The sequence below is a fragment of the Kitasatospora sp. A2-31 genome (assembly GCF_022288725.1).
GTDB lineage: Bacteria > Actinomycetota > Actinomycetes > Streptomycetales > Streptomycetaceae > Kitasatospora.
In genome coordinates, this window is record NZ_JAKNTA010000004.1 from 614,564 (window position 1) to 636,458 (window position 21,895).

At 74.2% G+C, this 21,895-nt stretch carries 18 protein-coding genes; 10 read left to right on the forward strand and 8 right to left on the reverse strand.

Features of this window, described 5'->3' with window-relative positions; translation table 11 throughout:
- Nucleotides 1–54: 54 nt before the first annotated feature.
- From MCM47_RS14760 to MCM47_RS14770, 3 genes are all read left to right on the forward strand, one after another.
- Entirely contained in the window at nt 55–711 is a 657-nt protein-coding gene (locus MCM47_RS14760; RefSeq protein ID WP_238862038.1) for a GyrI-like domain-containing protein, read from the forward strand.
- A gap of 414 nt (nt 712–1,125) precedes the next feature.
- The gene (locus MCM47_RS14765) at nt 1,126–1,995 is read left to right on the forward strand and encodes a GyrI-like domain-containing protein (protein ID WP_238862039.1); all 870 of its coding nucleotides are present in this window, start codon (nt 1,126–1,128) and stop codon (nt 1,993–1,995) included.
- Between the two features lie 358 nt (nt 1,996–2,353).
- Nucleotides 2,354–3,874, forward strand: coding sequence for an MFS transporter (locus MCM47_RS14770; protein WP_238862146.1), 1,521 nt, complete (start codon nt 2,354–2,356; stop codon nt 3,872–3,874).
- A 76-nt stretch (nt 3,875–3,950) separates the two neighbouring features.
- Here the strand turns inward: MCM47_RS14770 and MCM47_RS14775 are convergent, their stop codons facing one another.
- Nucleotides 3,951–4,700 carry a FadR/GntR family transcriptional regulator gene (locus MCM47_RS14775; RefSeq protein WP_238862040.1) on the reverse strand — a complete coding sequence of 250 codons (750 nt, stop codon included), beginning with the start codon at nt 4,698–4,700 and terminating at the stop codon, nt 3,951–3,953.
- Nucleotides 4,701–5,047: 347 nt separating this feature from the next.
- Between MCM47_RS14775 and MCM47_RS14780 the strand changes: the two genes are divergently transcribed.
- From MCM47_RS14780 to katG, 6 genes are all read left to right on the forward strand, one after another.
- The gene (locus tag MCM47_RS14780) at nt 5,048–6,505 is read left to right on the forward strand and encodes an amino acid permease (RefSeq protein WP_238862147.1); all 1,458 of its coding nucleotides are present in this window, start codon (nt 5,048–5,050) and stop codon (nt 6,503–6,505) included.
- Nucleotides 6,502–7,860: a glutamine synthetase family protein gene (locus MCM47_RS14785; RefSeq protein ID WP_238862041.1), complete on the forward strand. Its 1,359-nt coding sequence runs from the start codon at nt 6,502–6,504 to the stop codon at nt 7,858–7,860. The genes MCM47_RS14780 and MCM47_RS14785 overlap by 4 nt, the downstream gene beginning before the upstream one ends.
- 14 nt (nt 7,861–7,874) lie before the next feature.
- Complete coding sequence (locus MCM47_RS14790) at nt 7,875–8,609, forward strand: gamma-glutamyl-gamma-aminobutyrate hydrolase family protein (RefSeq protein ID WP_238862042.1); 735 nt, start codon at nt 7,875–7,877, stop codon at nt 8,607–8,609.
- On the forward strand, nt 8,606–9,979 hold the full coding sequence (locus tag MCM47_RS14795; protein WP_238862043.1) for an aldehyde dehydrogenase: 1,374 nt from the start codon (nt 8,606–8,608) through the stop codon (nt 9,977–9,979). The genes MCM47_RS14790 and MCM47_RS14795 overlap by 4 nt, the downstream gene beginning before the upstream one ends.
- Before the next feature lie 5 nt (nt 9,980–9,984).
- On the forward strand, nt 9,985–10,752 hold the full coding sequence (locus tag MCM47_RS14800) for a 3-oxoacyl-ACP reductase (protein ID WP_238862044.1): 768 nt from the start codon (nt 9,985–9,987) through the stop codon (nt 10,750–10,752).
- 252 nt (nt 10,753–11,004) lie between these two features.
- Nucleotides 11,005–13,230 carry a catalase/peroxidase HPI gene (gene katG / locus MCM47_RS14805; protein ID WP_238862045.1) on the forward strand — a complete coding sequence of 742 codons (2,226 nt, stop codon included), beginning with the start codon at nt 11,005–11,007 and terminating at the stop codon, nt 13,228–13,230.
- 145 nt (nt 13,231–13,375) lie between these two features.
- On the opposite strand, the gene MCM47_RS14810 is transcribed toward katG, so the two are convergent.
- The 7 genes from MCM47_RS14810 to MCM47_RS14840 all read right to left on the reverse strand — a co-directional run bounded on the left by MCM47_RS14810 (nt 13,376) and on the right by MCM47_RS14840 (nt 20,523).
- Nucleotides 13,376–13,660, reverse strand: coding sequence for an antibiotic biosynthesis monooxygenase (locus tag MCM47_RS14810; protein ID WP_238862046.1), 285 nt, complete (start codon nt 13,658–13,660; stop codon nt 13,376–13,378).
- Nucleotides 13,657–15,252: a class I adenylate-forming enzyme family protein gene (locus MCM47_RS14815; protein WP_238862047.1), complete on the reverse strand. Its 1,596-nt coding sequence runs from the start codon at nt 15,250–15,252 to the stop codon at nt 13,657–13,659. The genes MCM47_RS14810 and MCM47_RS14815 overlap by 4 nt, the downstream gene beginning before the upstream one ends.
- Nucleotides 15,236–16,195, reverse strand: coding sequence for an aromatase/cyclase (locus MCM47_RS14820; RefSeq protein WP_238862048.1), 960 nt, complete (start codon nt 16,193–16,195; stop codon nt 15,236–15,238). The genes MCM47_RS14815 and MCM47_RS14820 overlap by 17 nt, the downstream gene beginning before the upstream one ends.
- A 131-nt stretch (nt 16,196–16,326) precedes the next feature.
- Nucleotides 16,327–17,088 carry an SDR family NAD(P)-dependent oxidoreductase gene (locus MCM47_RS14825; protein WP_238862049.1) on the reverse strand — a complete coding sequence of 254 codons (762 nt, stop codon included), beginning with the start codon at nt 17,086–17,088 and terminating at the stop codon, nt 16,327–16,329.
- A gap of 2 nt (nt 17,089–17,090) precedes the next feature.
- On the reverse strand, nt 17,091–18,734 hold the full coding sequence (locus MCM47_RS14830) for an FAD-dependent oxidoreductase (RefSeq protein WP_238862050.1): 1,644 nt from the start codon (nt 18,732–18,734) through the stop codon (nt 17,091–17,093).
- Complete coding sequence (locus MCM47_RS14835) at nt 18,731–19,375, reverse strand: dTDP-4-dehydrorhamnose 3,5-epimerase family protein (protein WP_238862051.1); 645 nt, start codon at nt 19,373–19,375, stop codon at nt 18,731–18,733. Before MCM47_RS14835 ends, MCM47_RS14830 begins: the two co-directional genes overlap by 4 nt.
- Entirely contained in the window at nt 19,363–20,523 is a 1,161-nt protein-coding gene (locus MCM47_RS14840) for a nucleotide disphospho-sugar-binding domain-containing protein (protein ID WP_238862052.1), read from the reverse strand. Before MCM47_RS14840 ends, MCM47_RS14835 begins: the two co-directional genes overlap by 13 nt.
- 197 nt (nt 20,524–20,720) lie before the next feature.
- Here MCM47_RS14840 and MCM47_RS14845 point away from each other — a divergent pair, with 197 nt between their 5' ends.
- Nucleotides 20,721–21,887 (forward strand): nucleotide disphospho-sugar-binding domain-containing protein, encoded by a 1,167-nt coding sequence (locus tag MCM47_RS14845; RefSeq protein WP_238862053.1) that lies wholly within the window; start codon nt 20,721–20,723, stop codon nt 21,885–21,887.
- The last annotated feature ends 8 nt before the right edge of the window (nt 21,888–21,895 follow it).

The following is a 21,895-nucleotide window of genomic DNA, read 5'->3' on the forward strand; positions in this document are numbered from 1 at the left end:
ACCCCTGGGCGCCCAGCGCGCCCCGATCCAGCAGCCGTACGGGAGTTCGGAACCATGAGTACCACCGGCAGGGCAGAGAAGACCGACCACCGCAAGCTCGGCGGCGCGCTGTACAGCGCGAAGTCGGTCCCGCAGGTCGTCGACGTCCCCGAGTTCGCCTTCCTCGCCGTCGACGGCGTCGGCGACCCCCAGCAGAGCCCCGACTTCGGGCCCGCCATCGCGGCGTTGTACGCCACCTCCTACGCCCTCAAGTTCGCCGTCCGGGCCGAGACCGGCCTGGACTACGCGGTGATGCCGCTCGAAGGGCTCTGGCACAGCAACGACCCGCACTTCGACGCGGTCTCGGCCGACTCCTACGGCCCCGGCGCCCGGGCCGGCTGGGAGTGGACCCTGCTGATCCGCCAGCCCGTGCCGTACACCGACGCGCAGCTGGCCGCCGCGCTCGCCAAGGCGGAGGCCAAGGCCGAGGGCAGGGCCGGCACCGAGGCGGTCGGCCGGATCCACCGGGAGTCCTTCGCCGAGGGCCGCTGCGTCCAGGTGCTGCACAAGGGGCCGTACGAGACCGAGCCGCGCACCGTGAAGCTGCTGCACGACTACCTGCACACCGAGCGGCTCGCCGAGGCCGGACGGCACCACGAGATCTACCTCTCCGACCCCACCAGGACCGCGCCCGAGCGGCGGCGCACCATCCTCCGGCAGCCGGTGTCCTGACCCCCTGGTACGTTCGGACCCGGACGGTGCCCCCGTGGCCGCCGTGGCGCGCACCCGTGCACCGTCCGAGTACCGCCGGTGCACCGGTGGGCCCGCTGGACAGCCCCGGAGGGCCCCCCTAGCATCGGGAGAATCCCCGCCCGGGTCCGTGGCCCGCCGGGGTCCGTCTTCGCCCGGTTTCGGGCCTGCGCCCGGGGCGGTGTCCGCACGGACCCGCCCCGGGACGACGACGACTAGGGACGTCCGACCCTGGCGCGCACGGGGGGTGATCGCGCAGGTTTGCAGTGATGTGCGACCGATCGGCGTGCGTGTCAGCGACCCGTCCGTCGCCAGGTGTCGGCCCCGCAGGCCCGGATTCGGCTCCGGTGGCGGGCCCGTGCGACGGACCCGAGAACCGGAGGGCTTCAGTCCGCTATGAAGATCGACACGCTCAGCAGCCACGACGAGCGACTCCGCCGGGCCATCCCGCACATCGTGGCCCAGGTCAGGGACGGTGAGGCGGCCGTCTCCCTGGAGGAGCTCGCGATGGCCACCAACACCTCTCCCGACTACCTGCGCCGGGTGTTCCGGCACCAGGTCGGCGAACCCATCCACCGGTACGTGCGCAGACTCAGACTCTCCCTCGCGGCCTACCGGCTGGTGTACGGCGACCGCACGATCATCGACATCGCGGTGAGCGCCGGGTACAACTCGCACGCGGCCTTCACCCGCGCGTTCCGGTCCGCGTACGGGATCTGTCCCACCGACCTGCGGACCAATCCGCAGAACACCAGCTGGAACACCGCCGGCGCGGCCGGCACGGACATCCGCCCGGCGGCCATCCCGCAGCGCCGGGTCGCCTTCTACTCCCACCTCGGCCCGATCGACAGCGCCAACACCGCGTGGGAACGGCTGCGCGGCTGGCTCACCACCCAGGGGCACTGCCCCGCCCGCTCCAAGGCGCTGGGCGTCTCCTACGACGACCCGGACTTCTTCATCGGCGCCCGGACCAGGCACGACATCTGCGTCCCGGTCTCCGACCGCTTCGACCCGCAGACCCGTGACGGCATGGGGGTCCAGGTGGTGCCCGCCTCCACCGGGCTGGCGATGCGTCACGTCGGCCCGCCCGAACTGATTCCGTTCACCTACATGCACCTGGCGGTCAGTGCGGCCACCAAGGGCATGCAGCGCACCGAACGCCCGCCCCTTCCTTATTACTTGGAGTTCTCCTCGTTCCCGTCCGCCCACCCCGAGCGCCAGGTCGCGGTGGACGTCTACCTGATGCCGCACGCCCGTCGGGCCTGATCCGCGGCGGCCCGGCGCCCGGGCAGTGGGCACCGGGCCGCCGCCGGTCGGTCGACCGGCGAGCGGCCGAGGGGGTGGGAGCACCCTGCTCGCCCCCGCACCCCGGGACGCCTGCGACGGTTCGCAGCCGATGCGATCCGCAGGAGGCGCCCTGGGCCGTCCGGGTGACATAGTGGCCCGCGGACGCGGCATGCTGCCGCGTCAGATCGCGGCACGGGCAAGGTCGTACGGGGGGATTCCCGCAGGTCGTCGCCCGGTCGCCCGGAAACCAAGCAAAGGATGGTTACCCGTGCGGTCCGAGAAGGCTTCGGCCACCTCCGCACCCGTGGCCGCCAGTCAGTCACTGACCCTGGCGGGCATGCTCTTCGCCGTCTCGATGACCTTCATCGACCAGACGATCATCTCCATCGCCGCCCCGGACATCATCCGGGAGCTGCACCTCTCCTCCATGGGCATGCAGTGGGTGGTCAACGCCTACCTGCTCGCGCTGGCGGCCTTCTTCGCCCTGGGCGGACGGCTCGCCGACGTCCTCGGCCACAAGCGGATGATGGTGGTCGGCACGCTGACCTTCGTCATCGCCTCGGCCCTCTGCGGCGCGGTGCCCTCGGGCGGCGCGGCGCAGACCTGGCTGATCGCCTTCCGGGCGCTCCAGGGCGTCGGCGCCGCGTTCATGTTCCCGGCCGCGCTCGCGGTCGTGGTCGAGGTCTTTCCGGTGGCGCGGCGCGGCCGCGCGCTGGCGCTCTTCTTCGGCGTGGCCGGCGGCCTGACCGCGATCGGCCCGATCCTCGGCGGCTGGCTCACCAGCTGGACCTGGCGGGCGATCTTCTGGGTCAACGTGCCGGTCGCCGTGGTCGCGCTGGTCCTGACCGCGATGGCGAAGATCCGCAACACCCCGCGCAGCGAGCCGATCGACTGGGTCGGCGCGGCCCTGGCGGCGCTCGGCATGGGCCTGAGCGTGTGCGGCCTCCAGCAGGCGGCGACCTGGGGCTGGGACAGCCCGGCGACGTGGCTCTGCATCGGCGGCGGCCTCGCCGTGCTGGTCGTCTTCGTCCTGGTCGAACTGCGCAGCGCGGACCCGCTGATCAAGCTGCGGGTCTTCGCCGACCGCGCGTTCGCGGCCGACAACGCGGTGCTCTTCTTCGCGATGATCGCCTTCGTCCCGGTGTTCTTCTTCGCCTCGGTCTACGCCCAGGTGGCTCTCGACCAGTCGGCCAACGACGCCGGCCTGTACCTGCTGATCTTCTTCGCGGGCTTCGGCCCCGCCTCGCAGATCGGCGGCCGGCTGCTGGACCGCCGCGGCGCCAAGCTGCCGATGATGCTGGGCACCGCGCTCTCCGCCGCCGGCTTCGCGCTCTGGGCCGGGAAGATCACCGACCTGTCGCTCGGCGCGCAGTGGCCCTACATCGTGATGGCCGGCGCCGGCATCGGCCTGCTGCTCACGGCCGCCTCGACCGACGCCGTCAACCGCGCGATCGGCGCCTCCTACGGCGAGGTCACCGGCATCACCCAGACCGTGCGCAACTACTCGGCCAGCCTGGGTCTCGCCGTCCTCGGCACGGTCCTGCTCAACAGCACCACGGCCAACATCGAGAAGACCCTGCAGGGCCAGGGCCTCCCGGCGGACGCCGCGCACAGCACCGCCGAGATGATCACCAAGAGCATCACCGGTCACGGGGAGGCGGGCAGTGCCCCGTCCGACGCCCCGGCGGCGCTCATGGCCGCCATCCGCCACGACTTCGCCGCGGCCAACGGGCCGGTGCTGTACGGCATGGCGGTGGCGCTCGCGGTCGCGTTCGTCTGCGCGCTGCTCCACCCCGGCACCCGGGTGACCGCAGAGTCGGAGCACACCGAGAAGGCGGCCGCCGCGACGGCCGCCTGACGTCAGGTCGGACACGGGGAGCCGTCGGGTCGCCAGGACCCGGCGGCTCCTCGGCGTTCCCGGGTGAAGCGCTCCGCTACGCCAGGAAGCCGCGGAGGAGGGCGGCCGTGGCGGCGAGGTGTTCGTCGGTGGCGCGGCGGGCGGCCTCGCCGTCGCCGGCCAGGATCGCCCGGGCCATCGCGCGGTGCTGCTCGGCGGCGTGCTCGATGTTCCGCTCCAGCATCGGGATCGCGTTGAGCAGGTCGTTCAGGCGCATCCGGGCCTCGGCGATGCCGGCGGCCAGCGTGGGGGAGCCGGTGAGCTCGGCGATGGCGAGGTGGAAGCGCGAGTCCAGCTGCCGGTACTGCTCCGCCGGGGCGTCCTCCAGGTCGGTCAGGCGGCTCTCCAGGTAGGCCTGCTGCTCGGTGGAGAGGGCCCGCCGCGCGGCGGCCTCGGCGGCGCCGGTCTCCAGCACCTGCCGGTAGGTCAGCGCGTCCTCCAGCTCGCTGCCGAGGTCGCGGGCGGCCCGCCGCAGCTCGGCGACGTCCGGCGCGGGCATCCGGTAGGTGACGAACGTGCCGCCGTAGCGGCCGCGGCGGGACTCGACGCACTCGGCCTGCTGGAGGGTGCGCAGCGCCTCGCGCAGGGTCTCGCGGCTGACGCCCAGCCGGGCGGCGAGCTCGCGCTCGGCCGGGAGCCGGTCGCCGAAGTCGAAGACGCCGAGCTTGATCGCCTGGAGCAGCCGCTCGACGGTCTCCTCGAAGGCGTTGCCGGTCCGCACCGGGCGGAAGATCGCCCCGGCCTGCCAGTCCAGGCGCGCCCGTGCGCGTGCTTCGTCGAGGTCCACGCCCGAATCGTACCCACGGGCGACGCGGGGCGGACCGGCCCCGTCCGTTCTCCGCCCGGCTCTTGACGCGGGCCGAGCGGGGGGTGAACGATGCTGCCCACCACCCCAATGGTCTGGTTCCAGTCCATTGCAGAGCCGTCCGACCGTCGATCCCCGCCGGGGCGGCGCGCCACACTGCCGTGGCCGCGTGCCCCCTCGGCACACCTCAACCCCCAGGGGTGCCCATGACTGACGCACGCTCACCCGACCACCCTGCCCCGTCGGTGTTTCCGGCGAACACCGCGACCGTTTCCGCCGACGAACAACGGCTCCGCGAACTGGGCTACACCCAGGAGCTGGCCCGCTCGATGTCGGGCTTCTCCAACTTCGCCGTCTCCTTCTCCATCGTCTCGATCCTCTCCGGCTGCCTGACCCTGTACGGGACGGGGATGAACAACGGCGGCCCCGCGATGATCATCTGGGGCTGGCCGGTGGTCGGCCTGCTCACGCTCTGCGTGGGGCTGGCCATGGCCGAGATCTGCTCCAGCTACCCCACCGCCGGCGGGCTCTACTACTGGTCCGCCAAACTGGCCCGCAGCGGCGGTCCGGCCTGGAGCTGGTTCACCGGCTGGTTCAACTTCCTCGGCCAGGTCGCCGTCACCGCCGGCGTCGACTACGGCGCCGCCTTCTTCACCAACGCCTTCCTCTCGCTCCAGTTCGGCTTCGAGGCGACCCCCGCGCACACCGTGGAGATCTTCGCCGCCATCCTGCTGATCCACGGCCTGCTCAACACCCGGGGCGTGAAGCTCGTCGCGCTCCTGAACAACGTCTCCGTCTGGTGGCACCTGGTCGGCGTCGCCGTCATCGTCGGCGCGCTCGCGCTGCTCCCGGACCGGCACGCCTCCGCCTCCTTCGTGTTCACCGAGTTCGTCGACAACACCGGCTTCCACAACCAGCTCTACGTGGCCATGCTCGGCCTGCTGCTGGCCCAGTACACCCTGACCGGCTACGACGCCTCCGCGCACATGACCGAGGAGACCCACGACGCCGCCCGCTCCGGCCCGCGCGGCATCGTCAACGCCATCACCGTCTCCCTGGGGGCCGGCTGGATCCTGCTGCTCGGTCTCACCTTCGCGATCCGCGACTACGACGGCGCCCTCGCCAGCGACACCGGCGTCGCTCCCGCCCAGATCTTCATCGACGCCATCGGCACCGGCGGCGCGGAGTTCCTGCTGCTGATCGTGATCGGCGCCCAGTTCTTCTGCGGGATGGCCTCCGTCACCGCCAACTCCCGCATGATCTACGCCTTCTCCCGCGACGGCGCGCTGCCCGGCTCCGCCCTCTGGCACCGCATCGACCCGCGCACCCAGACCCCGACGAACGCCGTCTGGCTGGCCACCGGCGGGGCCCTGCTGCTCGGCCTGCCCGCGCTCTGGAACACCACCGCCTACACCGCCGTCACCTCGATCTCCGTGATCGGCCTGTACATCTCCTACGTCATCCCGGTCTACCTCCGGCTGCGGCAGGGGGACGCCTTCCCGCGCGGCCCCTGGCACCTGGGCCGCTGGAGCCGCCCGATCGGCGCGGTCGCCGTCGGCTGGACCGCGTTCATCACCATCGTGTTCATGCTCCCCACCGTCAGCCCGATCACCGCCGAGTCCTTCAACTACACCCCCGTCGCCGTCCTGGCGGTGGTCGGCTTCGCCGGCCTCTGGTGGCTGGCCTCGGCCCGGCACTGGTTCACCGGCCCGATCATCACCGGCCCCGCCGCCGACGCGGCACCGCCCGGACCCACCGCACCGGACCCCGAGATGGAGACCCGTTGAACAGCGCCCGGCTCACCCTCGACGAGCTGCGCACCCGCGTGGCCGACGGCTCCGTCGACACCGTCGTCCTGGCCATGACCGACATGCAGGGCCGCCTCCAGGGCAAGCGCGTCGCCGCCGAGTACTTCCTCGGCGACGTCGTCCCCAACGCCGCCGAGGGCTGCGGCTACCTGCTCGCCGTCGACGTCGACATGAACACCGTGGACGGCTACGAGATCTCCTCCTGGGAGAGCGGCTACGGCGACCTGGTGCTCCGCCCCGACCTCGACACCCTGCGCGCGGTGCCCTGGCACCCCGCCACCGCGATGGTCCAGTGCGACGTCGCCCACCACGACGGCCGCCCGGTCGCCGTCTCCCCGCGGCAGATCCTGCGGCGGCAGCTGGAGCGGCTCGCCGCCCGCGGCTGGCACGCCTACGCGGCCACCGAGCTGGAGTTCATCGTCTTCCGGGACAGCTACGAACAGGCCTGGGACAAGGACTACAGCCGGCTCACCCCGGCCAACCAGTACAACGTCGACTACTCCATCCTCGGCACCGGCCGGATCGAACCGCTGCTGCGCCGGCTGCGCAACGGCATGGCCGGCGCCGGCCTCACCGTCGAGTCCGCCAAGGGCGAGTGCAACCTCGGCCAGCACGAGATCGCCTTCAAGTACGCCGACGCCCTCACCACCTGCGACGACCACTCCGTCTACAAGACCGGCGCCAAGGAGATCGCCGCCCAGGAGGGCTGCAGCCTCACCTTCATGGCCAAGTACGACGAGCGCGAGGGCAACTCCTGTCACGTCCACCTCAGCCTGCGCGACGCCGAGGGCGCGCCGGTCTTCGCCGGTGACCGGCCGCACGGCTTCTCCCGCACGATGGAGCACTTCCTGGCCGGCCAGCTCGCCTGCCTGGCCGACTTCGCCCTGCTGCTCGCCCCCACCGTCAACTCCTACAAGCGCTACGTGCCCGGCAGCTTCGCGCCCACCGCCATCGCCTGGGGCCGCGACAACCGCACCTGCGCCCTGCGGGTGGTCGGCCACGGCCCCTCGCTGCGCTTCGAGAACCGCGTCCCCGGCGGCGACGTCAACCCCTACCTCGCGATCGCCGCCCTGATCGCGGCCGGCCTGCACGGCGTCGAGCAGCAGCTCGAACTCGAACCGGAGTTCACCGGCAACGCCTACGCCTCCGACGCACCCCGGGTGCCCGCCACGCTGCGCGACGCGGTGGAGGCCTTCGAACGCAGCGCCGCCGCGACCGAGGCCTTCGGCAAGGACGTGGTCCGCCACTACGCCCACGCCGGGCGCACCGAACTCGCCGCCTACGAAAGGGCGGTGACCGACTGGGAGCGTCGCCGTGGATTCGAGCGGCTCTGAGGGAGGCTCCACCCATGACCCGCGAACCGCACCCGACCCGCGAACCGCAGCGCCGGCCGCTGATCGGCATCACCAGCTATCAGGACGAGGCCGCCTGGTCCGTCTGGCGCCAGCGCGCCTCCCTGCTCCCGCAGACGTACGTCGACGCCGTCGTCCGGGCCGGCGGCACCCCCGTCCTGCTGCCGCCCCAGCCCGGCGGCGCCGAGCACCTGGCCGAGGCCTTGGACGGGCTCGTCCTGGCCGGCGGCCCGGACGTCGACCCGGCCCGCTACGGCGCGGCCGCCGACCCGCGCACCGGCCCGCCCCACCCCGCCCGCGACGACTGGGAGAACCGGCTGCTGCACGCCGCGCTCGCCCGGGACCTGCCGCTGCTCGGCGTCTGCCGCGGCATGCAGCTGCTGAACGTCGCCCTCGGCGGCACCCTGCTCCAGCACCTGCCGGAGCGGAGCCACCAGATCGTCCCGGCCGGCTTCGTCCGCCACCCGGTCGCGGTCGAGGACGGCAGCCGGCTCGCCGGTGTCCTCGGCACCGCCACCGACGTCTCCTGCTACCACCACCAGGCGGTCGACCGGGTCGGCCGCGGACTCCAGGTGACCGCCCGGAGTGCCGATGGAACCGTCGAGGCGCTCGAACTGCCCGGCCACCGCTTCGTGCTGGGCGTCCAGTGGCACCCCGAGACCGACCCCGACGACGACCGCCTGTTCCACGCGTTCCTGACCGCCAGCCAGCCCAGGGAGAACACCCGATGACCGAACCGGACCTCTACGAGGTCGTCAACCCCGCCACCGAGGAGGTGATCACCACCGTCGAACTGGGCGGAGCCGCCGAGACGGACGCCGCCGTCGCCCGCGCCCGCGCCGCCTTCGACACCTGGCGCCGGGTCGCCCCGGCCGACCGGGCCCGGCTGCTGCGCGCCTTCGCCGCCGCCGTCGACGCCGACCGCGAGCACCTCGCCGCCCTGGAGGTCGCCAACGCCGGCCACACCATCGGCAACGCCCGCTGGGAGGCCGGCAACGCCCGCGACGTCATCGAGTACTACGCCGCCGCCCCCGAGCGGCTCTTCGGCCGCCAGATCCCGGTGGCCGGCGGCCTCGACGTCACCTTCCAGGAACCGCTCGGGGTGGTCGGCGTCATCGTGCCGTGGAACTTCCCCATGCCGATCGCCGCCTGGGCCCTCGCCCCCGCCCTCGCGGCCGGCAACACGGTGATCGTCAAGCCGGCGGAGCTCACCCCGCTCACCGCGCTGCGCCTCGGCGAACTCGCCCTGCAGGCGGGCATCCCGGAGGGCGTGCTGCAGATCCTGCCCGGCCGCGGCACGGTGGTCGGACAGCGCTTCGTCACCCACCCGGACGTGCGCAAGGTGGTGTTCACCGGCTCCACCCGGGTCGGCAAGGAGATCATGGCCGGCTGCGCCGCCCGGGTGAAGCCGGTCACCCTCGAACTCGGCGGCAAGAGCGCCAACATCGTCTTCGCCGACGCCGACCTCGCCAGGGCCGCCGCCACCGCCCCCTACGCCGTCTTCGACAACGCCGGCCAGGACTGCTGCGCCCGCTCCCGGATCCTGGTCGAGGCCTCCGTCCACGACGAGTTCATGGCGCTGCTGGAGCCCGCCGTCCGCGGGGTGCGGGTCGGCGACCCGGCCGACGAGAAGACCGAGATGGGCCCGCTGATCTCCGCCGCCCACCGGGCCAGGGTCGCCTCCTACGTCCCCGACGCCGCGGCCGTCGCCTTCCGCGGCACCGCCCCGGACGGCCCCGGATTCTGGTACCCGCCGACCGTGCTGGCCCCGGTGCGCCACGACGACCCGGCCTTCACCGAGGAGATCTTCGGCCCGGTGGTCGCCGTCGTCCCGTTCCGCGACGAGGAGGACGCCGTGCGCATCGCCAACGCCACCGAGTACGGGCTCTCCGGCTCGATCTGGACCCGCGACGTGGGTCGCGCCCTGCGCGTCTCCCGCGCCGTCGAGGCCGGGAACCTCTCCGTCAACTCGCACTCCTCGGTGCGCTACACCACCCCGTTCGGCGGCTTCAAGCAGTCCGGCCTCGGCCGCGAGCTCGGCCCGGACGCCCTCGACGCCTTCACCCAGACCAAGAACGTCTTCATCTCCACGGAGGAGTGATCAGCATGACCCAGCGACTCGACGGCCGGGTGGCCGTCATCACCGGCGCGGGCAGCGGCATCGGCCTGGCCACCGCGCGCCGGTTCGCCCAGGAGGGCGCCAAGGTGGTCTGCGCCGACCTCGACCCGGAGACCGGGGCCAAGACCGCCAACGAGGTGGGCGGCCTCTTCGTGGAGGTCGACGTCACCGACGAGCGGGCGGTGGAGGCCCTCTTCCAGAAGGCCGTCGACACCTACGGCCGGGTGGACATCGCCTTCAACAACGCCGGCATCTCCCCGCCCGACGACGACTCCATCCTCACCACCGGCCTGGACGCCTGGAAGCGCGTCCAGGAGGTCAACCTGACCTCGGTCTACCTCTGCTGCAAGTACGCGATCCCGCACATGCAGCGCCAGGGCAAGGGCTCGATCATCAACACCGCGTCCTTCGTGGCCGTGATGGGCGCCGCCACCTCGCAGATCTCCTACAGCGCCTCCAAGGGCGGCGTGCTGGCGATGTCGCGCGAGCTGGGCGTGCAGTTCGCCCGCGAGGGCATCCGGGTCAACGCGCTCTGCCCCGGCCCGGTGAACACCCCGCTGCTCCAGGAGCTGTTCGCCAAGGACCCGGAGCGGGCCGCCCGCCGCCTGGTGCACATCCCGCTCGGCCGGTTCGCCGAGCCGGAGGAGATCGCCGCCGCGGTGGCCTTCCTCGCCTCCGACGACTCCTCCTTCATGACCGCCAACACCTTCCTGGTGGACGGCGGCATCTCCGGCGCGTACGTCACCCCGCAGTAGTCGGGAGCCGGCGCAGCGGCCGGGCGGACCCTCGGGACCGCCCGGCCGCTGCCGTGCGCGGCGGTGCGGCGGGGATCCCGGCGAACCCGTCGGGCGGGACTGCTGCATCCGGCGTGTTGCGGACGGTCGCAGCGCTAGCCTGGGGACGGAAACACCCCCAGCACGGCAGGGGACGGCCGGGGCCCGGCGCCCCGGAGGTTCCACCGCTCGAGTTCTAGAACACCGTGATCCGCCTGGTACGGAAGGATTCCCATGTCTGAGAACCACGATGCAAAGGTCGTAGCGGCGGAGGAGGCCGGCGGCTGCCCGGTCGCGCACGGGCGCGCCCCGCACCCGACCCAGGGCGGTGGGAACACCCAGTGGTGGCCGGAGCGGCTCAATCTGAAGATCCTCGCCAAGAATCCCGCCGTGGCCAATCCGCTCGGAGAGTCGTTCGACTACGCCGAGGCGTTCCGCGGCCTCGACCTGCCGACCGTGAAGCGGGACATCGAGGAGGCGCTCACCACCTCCCACGACTGGTGGCCGGCCGACTACGGCCACTACGGCCCGTTCATCATCCGCATGGCGTGGCACAGCGCCGGCACGTACCGGATCAGCGACGGCCGCGGCGGCGCCGGAGCCGGCCAGCAGCGGTTCGCCCCGCTCGACAGCTGGCCGGACAACGCCAACCTGGACAAGGCCCGCCGGCTGCTCTGGCCGGTGAAGAAGAAGTACGGCCGCAGCCTCTCCTGGGCCGACCTGATGATCCTGGCCGGCAACGTCGCCCTGGAGTCGATGGGCTTCCGGACCTTCGGCTTCGGCGGCGGCCGGGTGGACACCTGGGAGCCGGAGGAGGACGTCTACTGGGGCCCGGAGACCACCTGGCTGGGTGACGAGCGCTACACCGGCGACCGCGAGCTGGAGAACCCGCTGGGCGCGGTCCAGATGGGCCTGATCTACGTCAACCCGGAGGGCCCGAACGGCACCCCGGACCCGCTGGCCGCGGCCCGCGACATCCGCGAGACCTTCCGCCGGATGGCGATGAACGACGAGGAGACCGTCGCCCTGATCGCCGGCGGTCACACCTTCGGCAAGACCCACGGGGCAGGGCCCGCGGACCACGTGGGCGCCGAGCCGGAGGCGGCGCCGCTGGAGCAGCAGGGCCTCGGCTGGAAGAGCACCTTCCGCACCGGCAAGGGCGGTGACACGATCACCAGCGGCCTGGAGGGCGCCTGGACGCCCACCCCGGTGAGCTGGGACAACAGCTACTTCGAGACGCTGTTCGGCTACGAGTGGGAGCTGACCAGGAGCCCGGCCGGGGCGTACCAGTGGAAGCCGAAGGACGGCGCCGGCGCCGGTACCGTGCCCGACGCCCACGACCCGGCCGCCAGCCACGCCCCGACGATGCTCACGACCGACCTTGCGCTCCGCCTGGACCCGGTCTACGAGCCGATCTCGCGGCGCTTCCTGGAGAACCCCGAGCAGCTGGCGGACGCCTTCGCCCGGGCCTGGTTCAAGCTCACCCACCGCGACATGGGCCCGGTCGTCCGCTACCTCGGCCCCGAGGTCCCGACCGAGCAGCTGCTCTGGCAGGACCCGCTGCCGCCGGTGACCCACCCGCTGGTCGACGCCGCCGACGTCACCGCGCTCAAGGCCCGGGTGCTCGACTCCGGCCTGGCGGTCTCCGACCTGGTCTCCGCCGCCTGGGCCGCGGCCTCCTCGTTCCGCGGCAGCGACAAGCGCGGCGGCGCCAACGGCGGGCGGATCCGCCTGCAGCCGCAGAGCGGCTGGGAGGTCAACGACCCCGACCGGCTGGCGGGCGTGCTGCGCACCCTGGAGGGCGTCCGGACGGCCTTCAACGCGGAGCAGACCGGCGGCAAGCAGGTCTCCTTCGCCGACCTGGTCGTCCTCGCGGGCTGCGCGGCGGTCGAGCAGGCGGCGCGCGCCGCCGGCTTCGAGGTCGAGGTCCCGTTCGCTCCGGGCCGGGCGGACGCCTCGCAGGAGCAGACCGACGTGGAGTCCTTCGCCGCGCTGGAGCCGGGCTCCGACGGGTTCCGCAACTACCTGGCGAAGGGCAACCGGCTGCCGGCCGAGTTCCTGCTGATCGACCGGGCGAACCTGCTCACCCTGAGCGCCCCGGAGATGACCGTCCTGGTCGGCGGCCTGCGCGTGCTGGGCGCCAACCACCAGCAGTCGTCGGTCGGCGTGCTGACAAAGACCCCCGGGGCCCTGACCAACGACTTCTTCGTCAACCTGCTCGACCTGGGCACGACCTGGACGCCGACCTCCGAGGACGCCACCGCGTTCGAGGGCCGCGACGCCGCCACCGGCGAGCTGAAGTGGACCGGCAGCCGGGTCGACCTGGTCTTCGGCTCCAACTCCGAGCTGCGGGCCGTCGCCGAGGTCTACGCGAGCGACGACGCGAAGGAGAAGTTCGTGACGGACTTCGTCGCGGCCTGGGACAAGGTGATGAACCTGGACCGGTTCGACCTCCGCTGACCCGCCGGCCCCGCGCGGCCGGGCCGCCCCCACCCGGGCCGGCCCGGCCGGGCGGGTGCCGGACCGCCCGCCGCAACGCCGACTGCCGCGTCCCCGGGACCTTCCCCGGGGACGCGGCAGTCGGCGTTGCGGCGGCGCCGGGAGGTCAGTCCTCCTCGACGGTCTCGAACGCGTCGGGCTCGGGGGTGGCGAGCCCGCCGAGGTCGCGGACCTTCTCGCGGAACGCGTCGGCGCTCATCGCCGCCCGGTGGGACTCCGCGTCGGTCCAGCGCGCCGTCTCGACGAAGACCTCCGGCCGGCGGAGCGAGCGGTAGAGGGTGTGGCTGAGGAAGCCGGGCTGGGCGCTCATGTGCTCGGTGATCCCGGTGAGGACCTTGCGGAAGGCCTCGACGTCGCCGTGCACGGTGAGCCGGTTGATGACGGTGATCATGTCCTGTCTCCAGTGGGTCGGTCCGGGCGGGCCGCTCCGGTGGCCCGGCGCAGGTTGCGGCGGAGGATCTTGCCGTTCGGTGAGCGGGGGATGCGGTCGACCGCGTCCAGGTACCGGATGTGCTGGTAGTAGGGCAGCCGGCCGTTGACGAAGGCGGCCAGCTCGTCGAGCGAGGGGCCGCTTCCGTCGTCCGGGGCGAGCACGACGAAGGCGTGCGCGACCGCTCCGGTCGCCGGCTCCGGGTGGTCGACCACGGCGCAGTCCAGGACGGCCGGGTGGCGGATCAGCACCTCCTCGATCTCGGTCGGGGAGACCAGCCAGTTCTCGTGCTTGAAGACGTCCTTGAGCCGGTCGACCAGGAACAGGTGGCCGTCCTCCGCCTGGTAGCCGATGTCCCCGGTGGAGAACCAGCCGTCGGCGTCGGTCGCCGGACCGTCGGCGTTCAGGTAGCCGGCCATCAGCTGGGGGCCGCGGACCTGGACCTCGCCCCGCTCCCCGGCGGGCAGCGGGGCCCGGGTCTGAACGTCCACCACCCGGCAGTCGGTCCCCGGGACGGGACGGCCGACCGAGCCCGGGCGGGGGTCGCCGGGCCGCTCGCAGTGGGTGAGCGGCGAGGTCTCCGCGAGTCCGTAGCCCTGCACCACCGGGACGCCGAACTGCTCGGCGAGCACCCGGGCGTGCGCCGGCAGGAGCGCCGACCCGCCGGACAGCACCGCGCGGACGGTGTCCAGCCGGAGCTCGCCCAGCCCCGGGTCGGCGGCCAGCGCCGCCAGCCGGACCGGCAGGCTGTAGAGGTGGGTGGCCCGGTTCCGGTTGGCCGCCGCGACGGCCGCGGTGGGCGCGGAGTCGGGGCAGAGCACCTGCGTCGCCGCCGCGTGGACGGCCGAGTTGAGGTGCATCGGGTGGAACAGCGGCAGGTGGTTGACGGTGACGCTGTCGCCGTCCAGGCCGTGCACGGCGGCGATCTGCGCCGCGTTGGTGACCAGGTTGCGGTGCGTCAGCCGGACGGCCTTCGGATCACCGGTGGTGCCGCTGGTGAACTGGATGCACGCCACCGCGTCGGGGTCGGGCGCCGGTCCGCGCTCGCCGGGTGGCAGCAGCCCGGTCGGCAGCCGCTCGGCGGTGATCACCCCGCCCAGCTTCGGCAGCCGCGGGCGCAGCCGCTCCAGCCGCTCGGCGACCTGCGGCGGGGCGACCACCGCCGCGACCTCCGCGGTGCCCAGGGCGTGCACCATCGCGTCGTCGCCCATCAGCGGGTTGACGACGGCGACGGTGTGGCCGGCCCGGACGGCGCCGTAGTACGCGACCACGAACGGCACGTCGAGGGCGGCCACCACGCCCACCACCGCGCCGGTTCCCCCGACCGCGGCGGTGAGGGCGCCGGCCGCGGTGTCCACCTCGGCGTCGAGGTCGGCGTAGGTGGTGTCGCCGAGGGGGGTGCGCAGGGCGACCCGGTCAGGGGCCACGGCGGCGGCCCGGCGCAGCAGGCCGTCGAGCGCGAGCTCGGGCACCGGGCCGGGGACCGGCCCGGGGTCGCCGTCGGTGCCGGTGCCGGCGGCGGGGGAGGCGTCGGTGTCAGTCACGGGCCGCACGGAGGCGCTCCTCGGCGAACTGCTGCGCGTAGCGCAGGGTCTGCAGGCTGTTGGTGCTGAGCACCCGGCGCAGGTAGGCGCGGGCGTCGGCGACCGTGGTGCCCTCGCCGAGCAGGTGGAGGGCGGAGGGCTTGATGGTGGCGGTGTGCCGGGCCCGGGCGATGACGCCCTCGGGGGTCTCCTCGAAGACCCAGTGGCCGGTGTGGCCGTCCAGCAGGGCGGGGAGGTTGATCTGCTTGTAGATGATCTTGTTGATCTCCGGCAGGCAGACCCGGACCGACCGGGTGGTGTGCTCGCTCCCGTCCGGGGTGTGGGTGTGCATGTCGAAGAACTGCACGCCCGGGACCTCCTCGGTCATGTCGAGCTTGGTGACGTGCGGGACGCGCTCGGGCCACTTGTCCGCGGCGTAGAGGAACTCGTAGACGTCCTCCAGCCGGCCGCCGATGAACAGCGGGTCCTCGAAGGAGATGACCCGGGGCTCCAGGTCGTCCCACTGCTCGGCGCTCTCGCGCAGCGACTCCAGCTGGGCGGGGGCGCGCTCCTCGTGCTCGGCGGTGATCCGGGCGGCCGCGTCGGGGTCGTCGCCGGCCGTGGTGAAGGTGTGGACGAGCTCGACCGCGGTCGCGCCCGCGCCGTGTGGGGTGAACGCCCAGGTGGCGGTGGACGAGGCGAGCGGGGCCGGCGGGGCCACCTGTTCCAGGGTGATCCGCAGGCCGCTGCGGTCGAGCCGGCGGCGGGCGTCCCAGGAGTGCACGCCGGTGCCGCCGGTCAGCGCCCAGCGGCGGACCAGCTGGGTGCCGTCGGCGTCCTCCTCGAGGATCTCGCCGTGCACGGCGGGGCCGAAGTGCTGCACCCAGGCGGCGAGGTCGGCCGTCAGGTCGAAGCAGAGCTCGGCGGGCGCCTGGACGACCGCGTTGTGCCGGACGGTGTGCGTGGTCGACATGCTGTTTCCTCTCTCAACGGGGAGCTCGACGGGGAGCTCGGTGGGCCGGAGCCCGGGGCTGACGGAGCGCCGGAGGCGCTTCGCGGTGAGGGCGGGTGGTCGGGGCGCGGCCGGTCGGGGCGCGCTCCGGGTCAGCGGCCGCCGGAGACGTCGACGACGGCGCCGGTGATGTTGCCGTTCGCCTCCGAGCAGAGGAAGGCGACGGTGCGGGCCACGTCCTCGGGCGCGCTGAGCCGACCGGTCGGGGTGCGCAGCCGTTCCCGCTCGCGGACCTCGGCCGGCAGGTCGGCGAGGACGCCGTCGGTCCGGGTCAGGCCGGGGCTGACCACGTTGACCAGGACTCCGTCCGGCCCGGCGTCCCAGGCGAGGCTGCGGGCGAAACCGTGCAGGGCGGCCTTGCCCGCGGCGTAGAACTCCTGACCGGGAGCGCCGTCCCGGGCGAGGTGGGAGGAGACCAGCGCCACCCGGCCCCAGCCGCGGGCACGCATCCCGGGGAGCACCAGCTGGACGGTGCGCAGGGTCTGCTCCAGGTTGTCCCGCAGCAGCGGCTGCCACTCCGCGGCCGGCACCTCCTCGGTGCGGGTGCCGGGCGGCCGGCGCCGGCCGCGCCGCAGCGCGTTGGCCACCAGGACGTCGACGCCGCCCCACCGCCGCTCCACCTCGGCGTACGCCGCGGCGACGGAGTCCGGATCGCCCAGGTCGTACGGCACGGCGAGGGCCCGGCCGGCCGCGGCGCCGAGCTCCTCGGCGAGGGCCCGGGCCCTCGCCTCGCCGGTGCGGTAGGTGAGCGCCACCCGGGCGCCCTCGGCCGCGAACGCCCGCGCGGTGTGCCGGCCGATGCCGGCGGAGGCGCCGGTGACCAGCACCGTCCGGCCGCTGAGCCCGAGGTCCACGGTCACACCTCCCGGGGGGCGCGGCGCCGGCCGCGCAGCACGTCGAGGGCGACGGCGAGGTCCGCGGGGGAGAGCCGGTCACCGCGCGCGCAGAGGTAGCCGTCCGGCCTGACCAGCAGCCAGCCGCCGGGCGGCAGGCCGAGGTCGGCGCGGAGCGCGCCGCCGGGGTCCGGCAGCGCGCCCGGGCCGTCGCCGGCCACGGTGCGCACCGACAGCCACTCGCCGTGCTCCGCGCGGGCCGCCGCGGCCGCCTCGGCCGCGCCCGCGGGGCCGGCGGCCACCAGCAGGCTGGGCCGCAGCTCGCGCAGCTCGTCGAGCAGGGCGGTCCAACCGGGGCCGTCGGCCCGCTCCGCGGTGACCTGGCTCAGCCGGCTCCCGGGGCGCGGTCCGGCGGCTCCGGCGGGACGGCGGTCGGGCACGGTGAGCGGACTGTCGGCGTACTCCAGCGCCAGGGCGGACATCGAACCGATGATCTTCCGCTCGATCCGGCCGCGCAGCGGTGCGAAGGCGCGGACCAGGGCGAACACCACGGGCAGGGCCGCGCCGGCGGCGGAGTTGCGCAGCTGCACCAGGCGGGTGGCCTTGCGGGTGGAGCCGAGCAGGGCCCGGCCGACCGGCACCCGCTCGGCCGAGTAGCTGTCGAGCAGGGCGGGGTCCGCGTGGCCGTGCTCGACCAGGGCGAGCTTCCAGGCGAGGTTGTAGGCGTCCTGGAGGCCGGTGTTGAGGCCCTGGCCCGAGGCGGGGCTGTGCACGTGGGCGGCGTCCCCGGCGAGCAGGCAGCGGCCGCTGCGCATCGCCGGGATCATCCGCTGCTGGATGGTGAAGACCGACACCCAGCCGGGCCGGTGCACGGTGACGGGCCGGCCGAGCCCGCGGCGCAGCTTGCCGGCGAACCGCTCGGCGACGTCCTGCGGATCGCCCTCGTACGAGGTGTCGGCGGTGTCCAGCAGCCGCCACTTGCCCTCCTGCGGGAAGGGGATGGCCATCACCGTGCCGCTGCCGACCTTGATCCAGTGGATGCTGTTCTGCGGCAGGTCCACGTCGACCTCGGCGTCGGCGATCAGCCAGGTCTCGGTGGAGTCGCCGATCAGCGGCAGCCCGAGCAGCCGGCGGACGGTGCTGTGCCCGCCGTCGCAGCCCACCAGCCAGCCGACGGTGGTGCGTTCGGGGCCGGCCGGGCCGCTCAGCTCGACGGTGACGCCGTCCTCCTGCTGCTCGAAGCCCTCCAGTCGCACCCCCCACTCGATCTCCACGCCCTGCTTGGCGACGGCCTGGCGCAGCACGTCCTCGGTGGCGGCCTGGTCGATCATCAGGGTCATCGGGAACCGGGTCGGCACCCGCGAGTAGTCCGGGCCCAGCACGGCCAGCCGGCGGCCGTCGAGGTGCATGGTGAAGCGCTGGATCACCCGGCCGCGCGGCATCATGTCGGCCAGCACGCCCTGCTGGTCGTAGACCTCCAGCGACCGGGCGTGCGTCGCCATCGCCCGGCTGGTGGCGGCCGGGCCCTCGGCCGCGTCGACCAGCCGCACCGGCACGCCGCGCCGGGCCAGTTCGAGCGCCGTCGCCAGGCCGACCGGGCCGGCGCCCGCGATCAGTACCCGCGGCCCGTCCGGCGGCGCCGCCGGGCCCTTCTCCGCCGTCGTCATGTCCGCCTCCTGGCAGTCTCGGTGGGGCCGGCCGGTCCGGTGGGGTCCGTGGCGGGGCCGGCGGGGGAGCCGGCCGCGCGGGCGGCCGGGGCGAGCGGGAGCAGCCCGGCGCGCCACGCCTCGGCGAGCGTCGGGGCGAGGCGGTCGCGGTCGGAGAGCAGCCGGTCCGGGGCTTCCGGCCACGGCAGGGCGAGCTCCGGGTCCAGCGGGTGGACCGCCCGCTCCAGCTCGGGCCGGTAGGGCGCGGAGCACAGGTAGAGCACCGTGGCGTCCTCGGTGAGCGCGGTGAAGCCGTGGCCCAGCCCCGGGGCGAGCTGCACGGCCCGCCAGTGGCCGGGTCCGAGCCGGACCGAGTCCCAACGGCCGAACGTGGGCGAGCCGACCCGGAGGTCGACCACGACGTCCAGCACCTCCCCGGCCACGCAGGTGACGTACCGGGCCTGCCCCGGCGGTGTGCTGACGTAGTGGATGCCGCGGACCACGCCCCGGCGGGAGACCGAGAGCCCGGCCAGGGCCACCGGCATCGGCCCGTCGGGGCCGACCGGCCGGTCCACCGAGTACAGCTCAGCGAAGGCGCCGCGCTCGTCGTGGTGCGGCCGCAGGGTGACCTCCCACGCCCCCTCCACCGCTAACGGGCGCATGCCGCACGCTCCTTCCGCACCAGCTCCGCCAGCACCGGGACGACCTGCGCGGGCGCGGGGAGGCCGGCGATCTCCCCGGCCAGCCCGGCCGCGGCCGTCCGCGCCGCCGGATCCGCCAGCAGCGCCCGCACGCCGTCTGCGACGGCCGCCGCGTCGGCCCGCTCGGGGGGCAGCCAGCGGCCCGCGCCGAGCCCTGACAGCCGCTGCGCGTACGCGGTGGTGTCGGACAGGTAGAACGGCAGGACCAGCTGCGGCAGGCCGTGCACCAGGGCCGTCATCGCCGTGCCCGGGCCGCCGTGGTGGACCACCAGGTCGCAGGCCGGCAGCACGGTGTCCAACGGGAGCCAGCCCGCCGCGCGCACCGAAGCGGGCAGTGCTCCGGTGGGCGCGGCGTCACCGGCGGCGAGCACCGTCTCCACGCCCGCCGCGTCCAGGGCGGCCGGCAGCGCGGCCAGCAGCCCGGCCCTGGCGGCCGGTGCCATCGAACCCAGCGTCACGCAGACCCGGGGGCGCTCGCGCGGTTCGCGGAGCCAGGGCGGCACCCGGGCCGGTCCGTTGTACGGGACGTAGCGGATCCGGTGGACCGGCCCGGCCGGCCCGTCCGGGAGCTGCAGCCGTGCCGGGCACGGGTCCAGCCGCAGCCGCGGCGCCGGCAGCCCGGGCAGTCCCAGGGCGGCCAGCTCCGGCGCGAGCTCCTGCTCCGCCGCCTCCGCGTACAGCCCGGAGAGCCGCAGTCCCCAGCCGTGCTCCACCCAGGGCAGCCCGAGCCGGGCGGCGGCCAACCGGCCCGCGTACTCGGTCGGCTCACTGACCACCAGGTCCGGGCGCCAGCGCTCGGCGATCCGCAGCGTCCGCTCCAGGACGTGCGCGGCCAGCCGCCCGAAGCCGCGCCCGCTGCGCCGCACCCGCCCCTGCGGGTCGGCCGGCCGGGCGGCCGGCGTGCCGTCCCGCTCGAAGCCGATCATCCCGCCCATCGACACCGCGCCGGCACTGGCGACGGCGGGCAGGCCCGCCTCGCCCGCCACCCCGGCGAATTCCCCGGGAGCCGCCAGCAGGACTTCGTGGCCCGCCGCCCGCAGTGCCCAGGAAAGGGGCACGAGCGGCAGGACATGCCCGTACATGGGCGCCGTCGTGAGCAGAATCCTCATGCGCCCCACGATGGCAGAGCGGGGCCGCCCGGAATAGGCCGGAAGCCGCTCCTCGATTCAGGGTCGAGCCGGACTCGACCGCTTCTCAGGTCCGCGCACGGGAAACTGCGGGCGGGCCGTACCGGCCCAGGAAACGGAGGGCTCCCGAAATGCGCGTGCTGTTCACGACTTTCCCCTCGCCGTCCCACCATTTCCCGATGGTTCCGCTGGAATGGGCGGTGCGCTCCGCCGGCCACGAGGTGTGCGTCGCCAGTGCGCCCTCGCTCACCGCCGCGGTGCTCGGCTCCGGGCTGCCGATGGTGGAGGTCGGCTCCGCGGTGGACCTCGGCGGCAGCGCCCGCAACCGCGACCTGTCCGCCTGGCACGACCACGACCGCTGGCCGGCCCGCTGGCCGGTCGAGCCCGACCTGCTCGACGACTCCCGCAAGCGGCTGCTGGAGGCGCTCGGGCAGCGGCAGTTCGCCATGGCGGCCGGCATGCTGGACGACCTGCTCGCCTTCGCCCGACACTGGCGGCCCGACCTGGTCGTCCACGACGCCGTCTCCTACGCCGGCCCGGTGGTCGCCGCCGCGCTCGGGGTGCCGAACGTGAGCCACCTCTGGGGCAGTCCCGGGCTGCAGAAGCTGGAGATGAAGGGCTTCGGCGACGAGCCGCAGGAGGGTTACGTCGAGCTCTTCGAGCGCGTCGGCGCCGAGGTGCGGCTGCGGCCCGCCGCCTGGATCGACCTCTGCCCGCCGAGCATGGGATTCGGCCCCGTGCCGGACGTCCGGCAGGAGCGCTACGTCCCCTACAACGGGCCCGGGACGCTGCCGGACTGGCTGCTCGAACCGCCGCAGCGCCCGCGGGTCTGCGTCACCTGGGGCGCCACCACCGCCAAGCTGCTCGGCCCGGCCATGACGGACCTGCTGCGCAGGGCGGTCGAGGCGGTCGCCGCCCTGCCGGTCGAGGTGGTCCTGGCCACCACCGCCGACCAGCGCGAGCTGCTCGGCGACCTGCCGGACCAGGTGCGCACCGCCGTCTCGCTGCCGCTGCACCTGCTGCTGCCCGGCTGCGCCGCGGTGGTCCACCACGGCGGGTCCGGGACGACCCTGACCGCGGCCCGGGCCGGCGTCCCGCAGGTCACCATCACCCGCCGGCCGGAGCCCACCCTCAACGCCGAGCGGCAGGCCGCCACCGGCGCCGGCATCCACCTCACCTACGGCGAGCTGGACCGGGAGGCCGACCCGGTGGCCGCGATCCGCGAGCGGGTGGCCGCCGTCGTGGCCGGCGACCCCTACCGCGAGGCCGCCCGGCGGCTCGCCGCGGAGATGGCGGAGCAGCCCGCCCCGGCGGAGGTCGTCACCGAACTCGAGAAGCTGGTCTGAATTCCCCG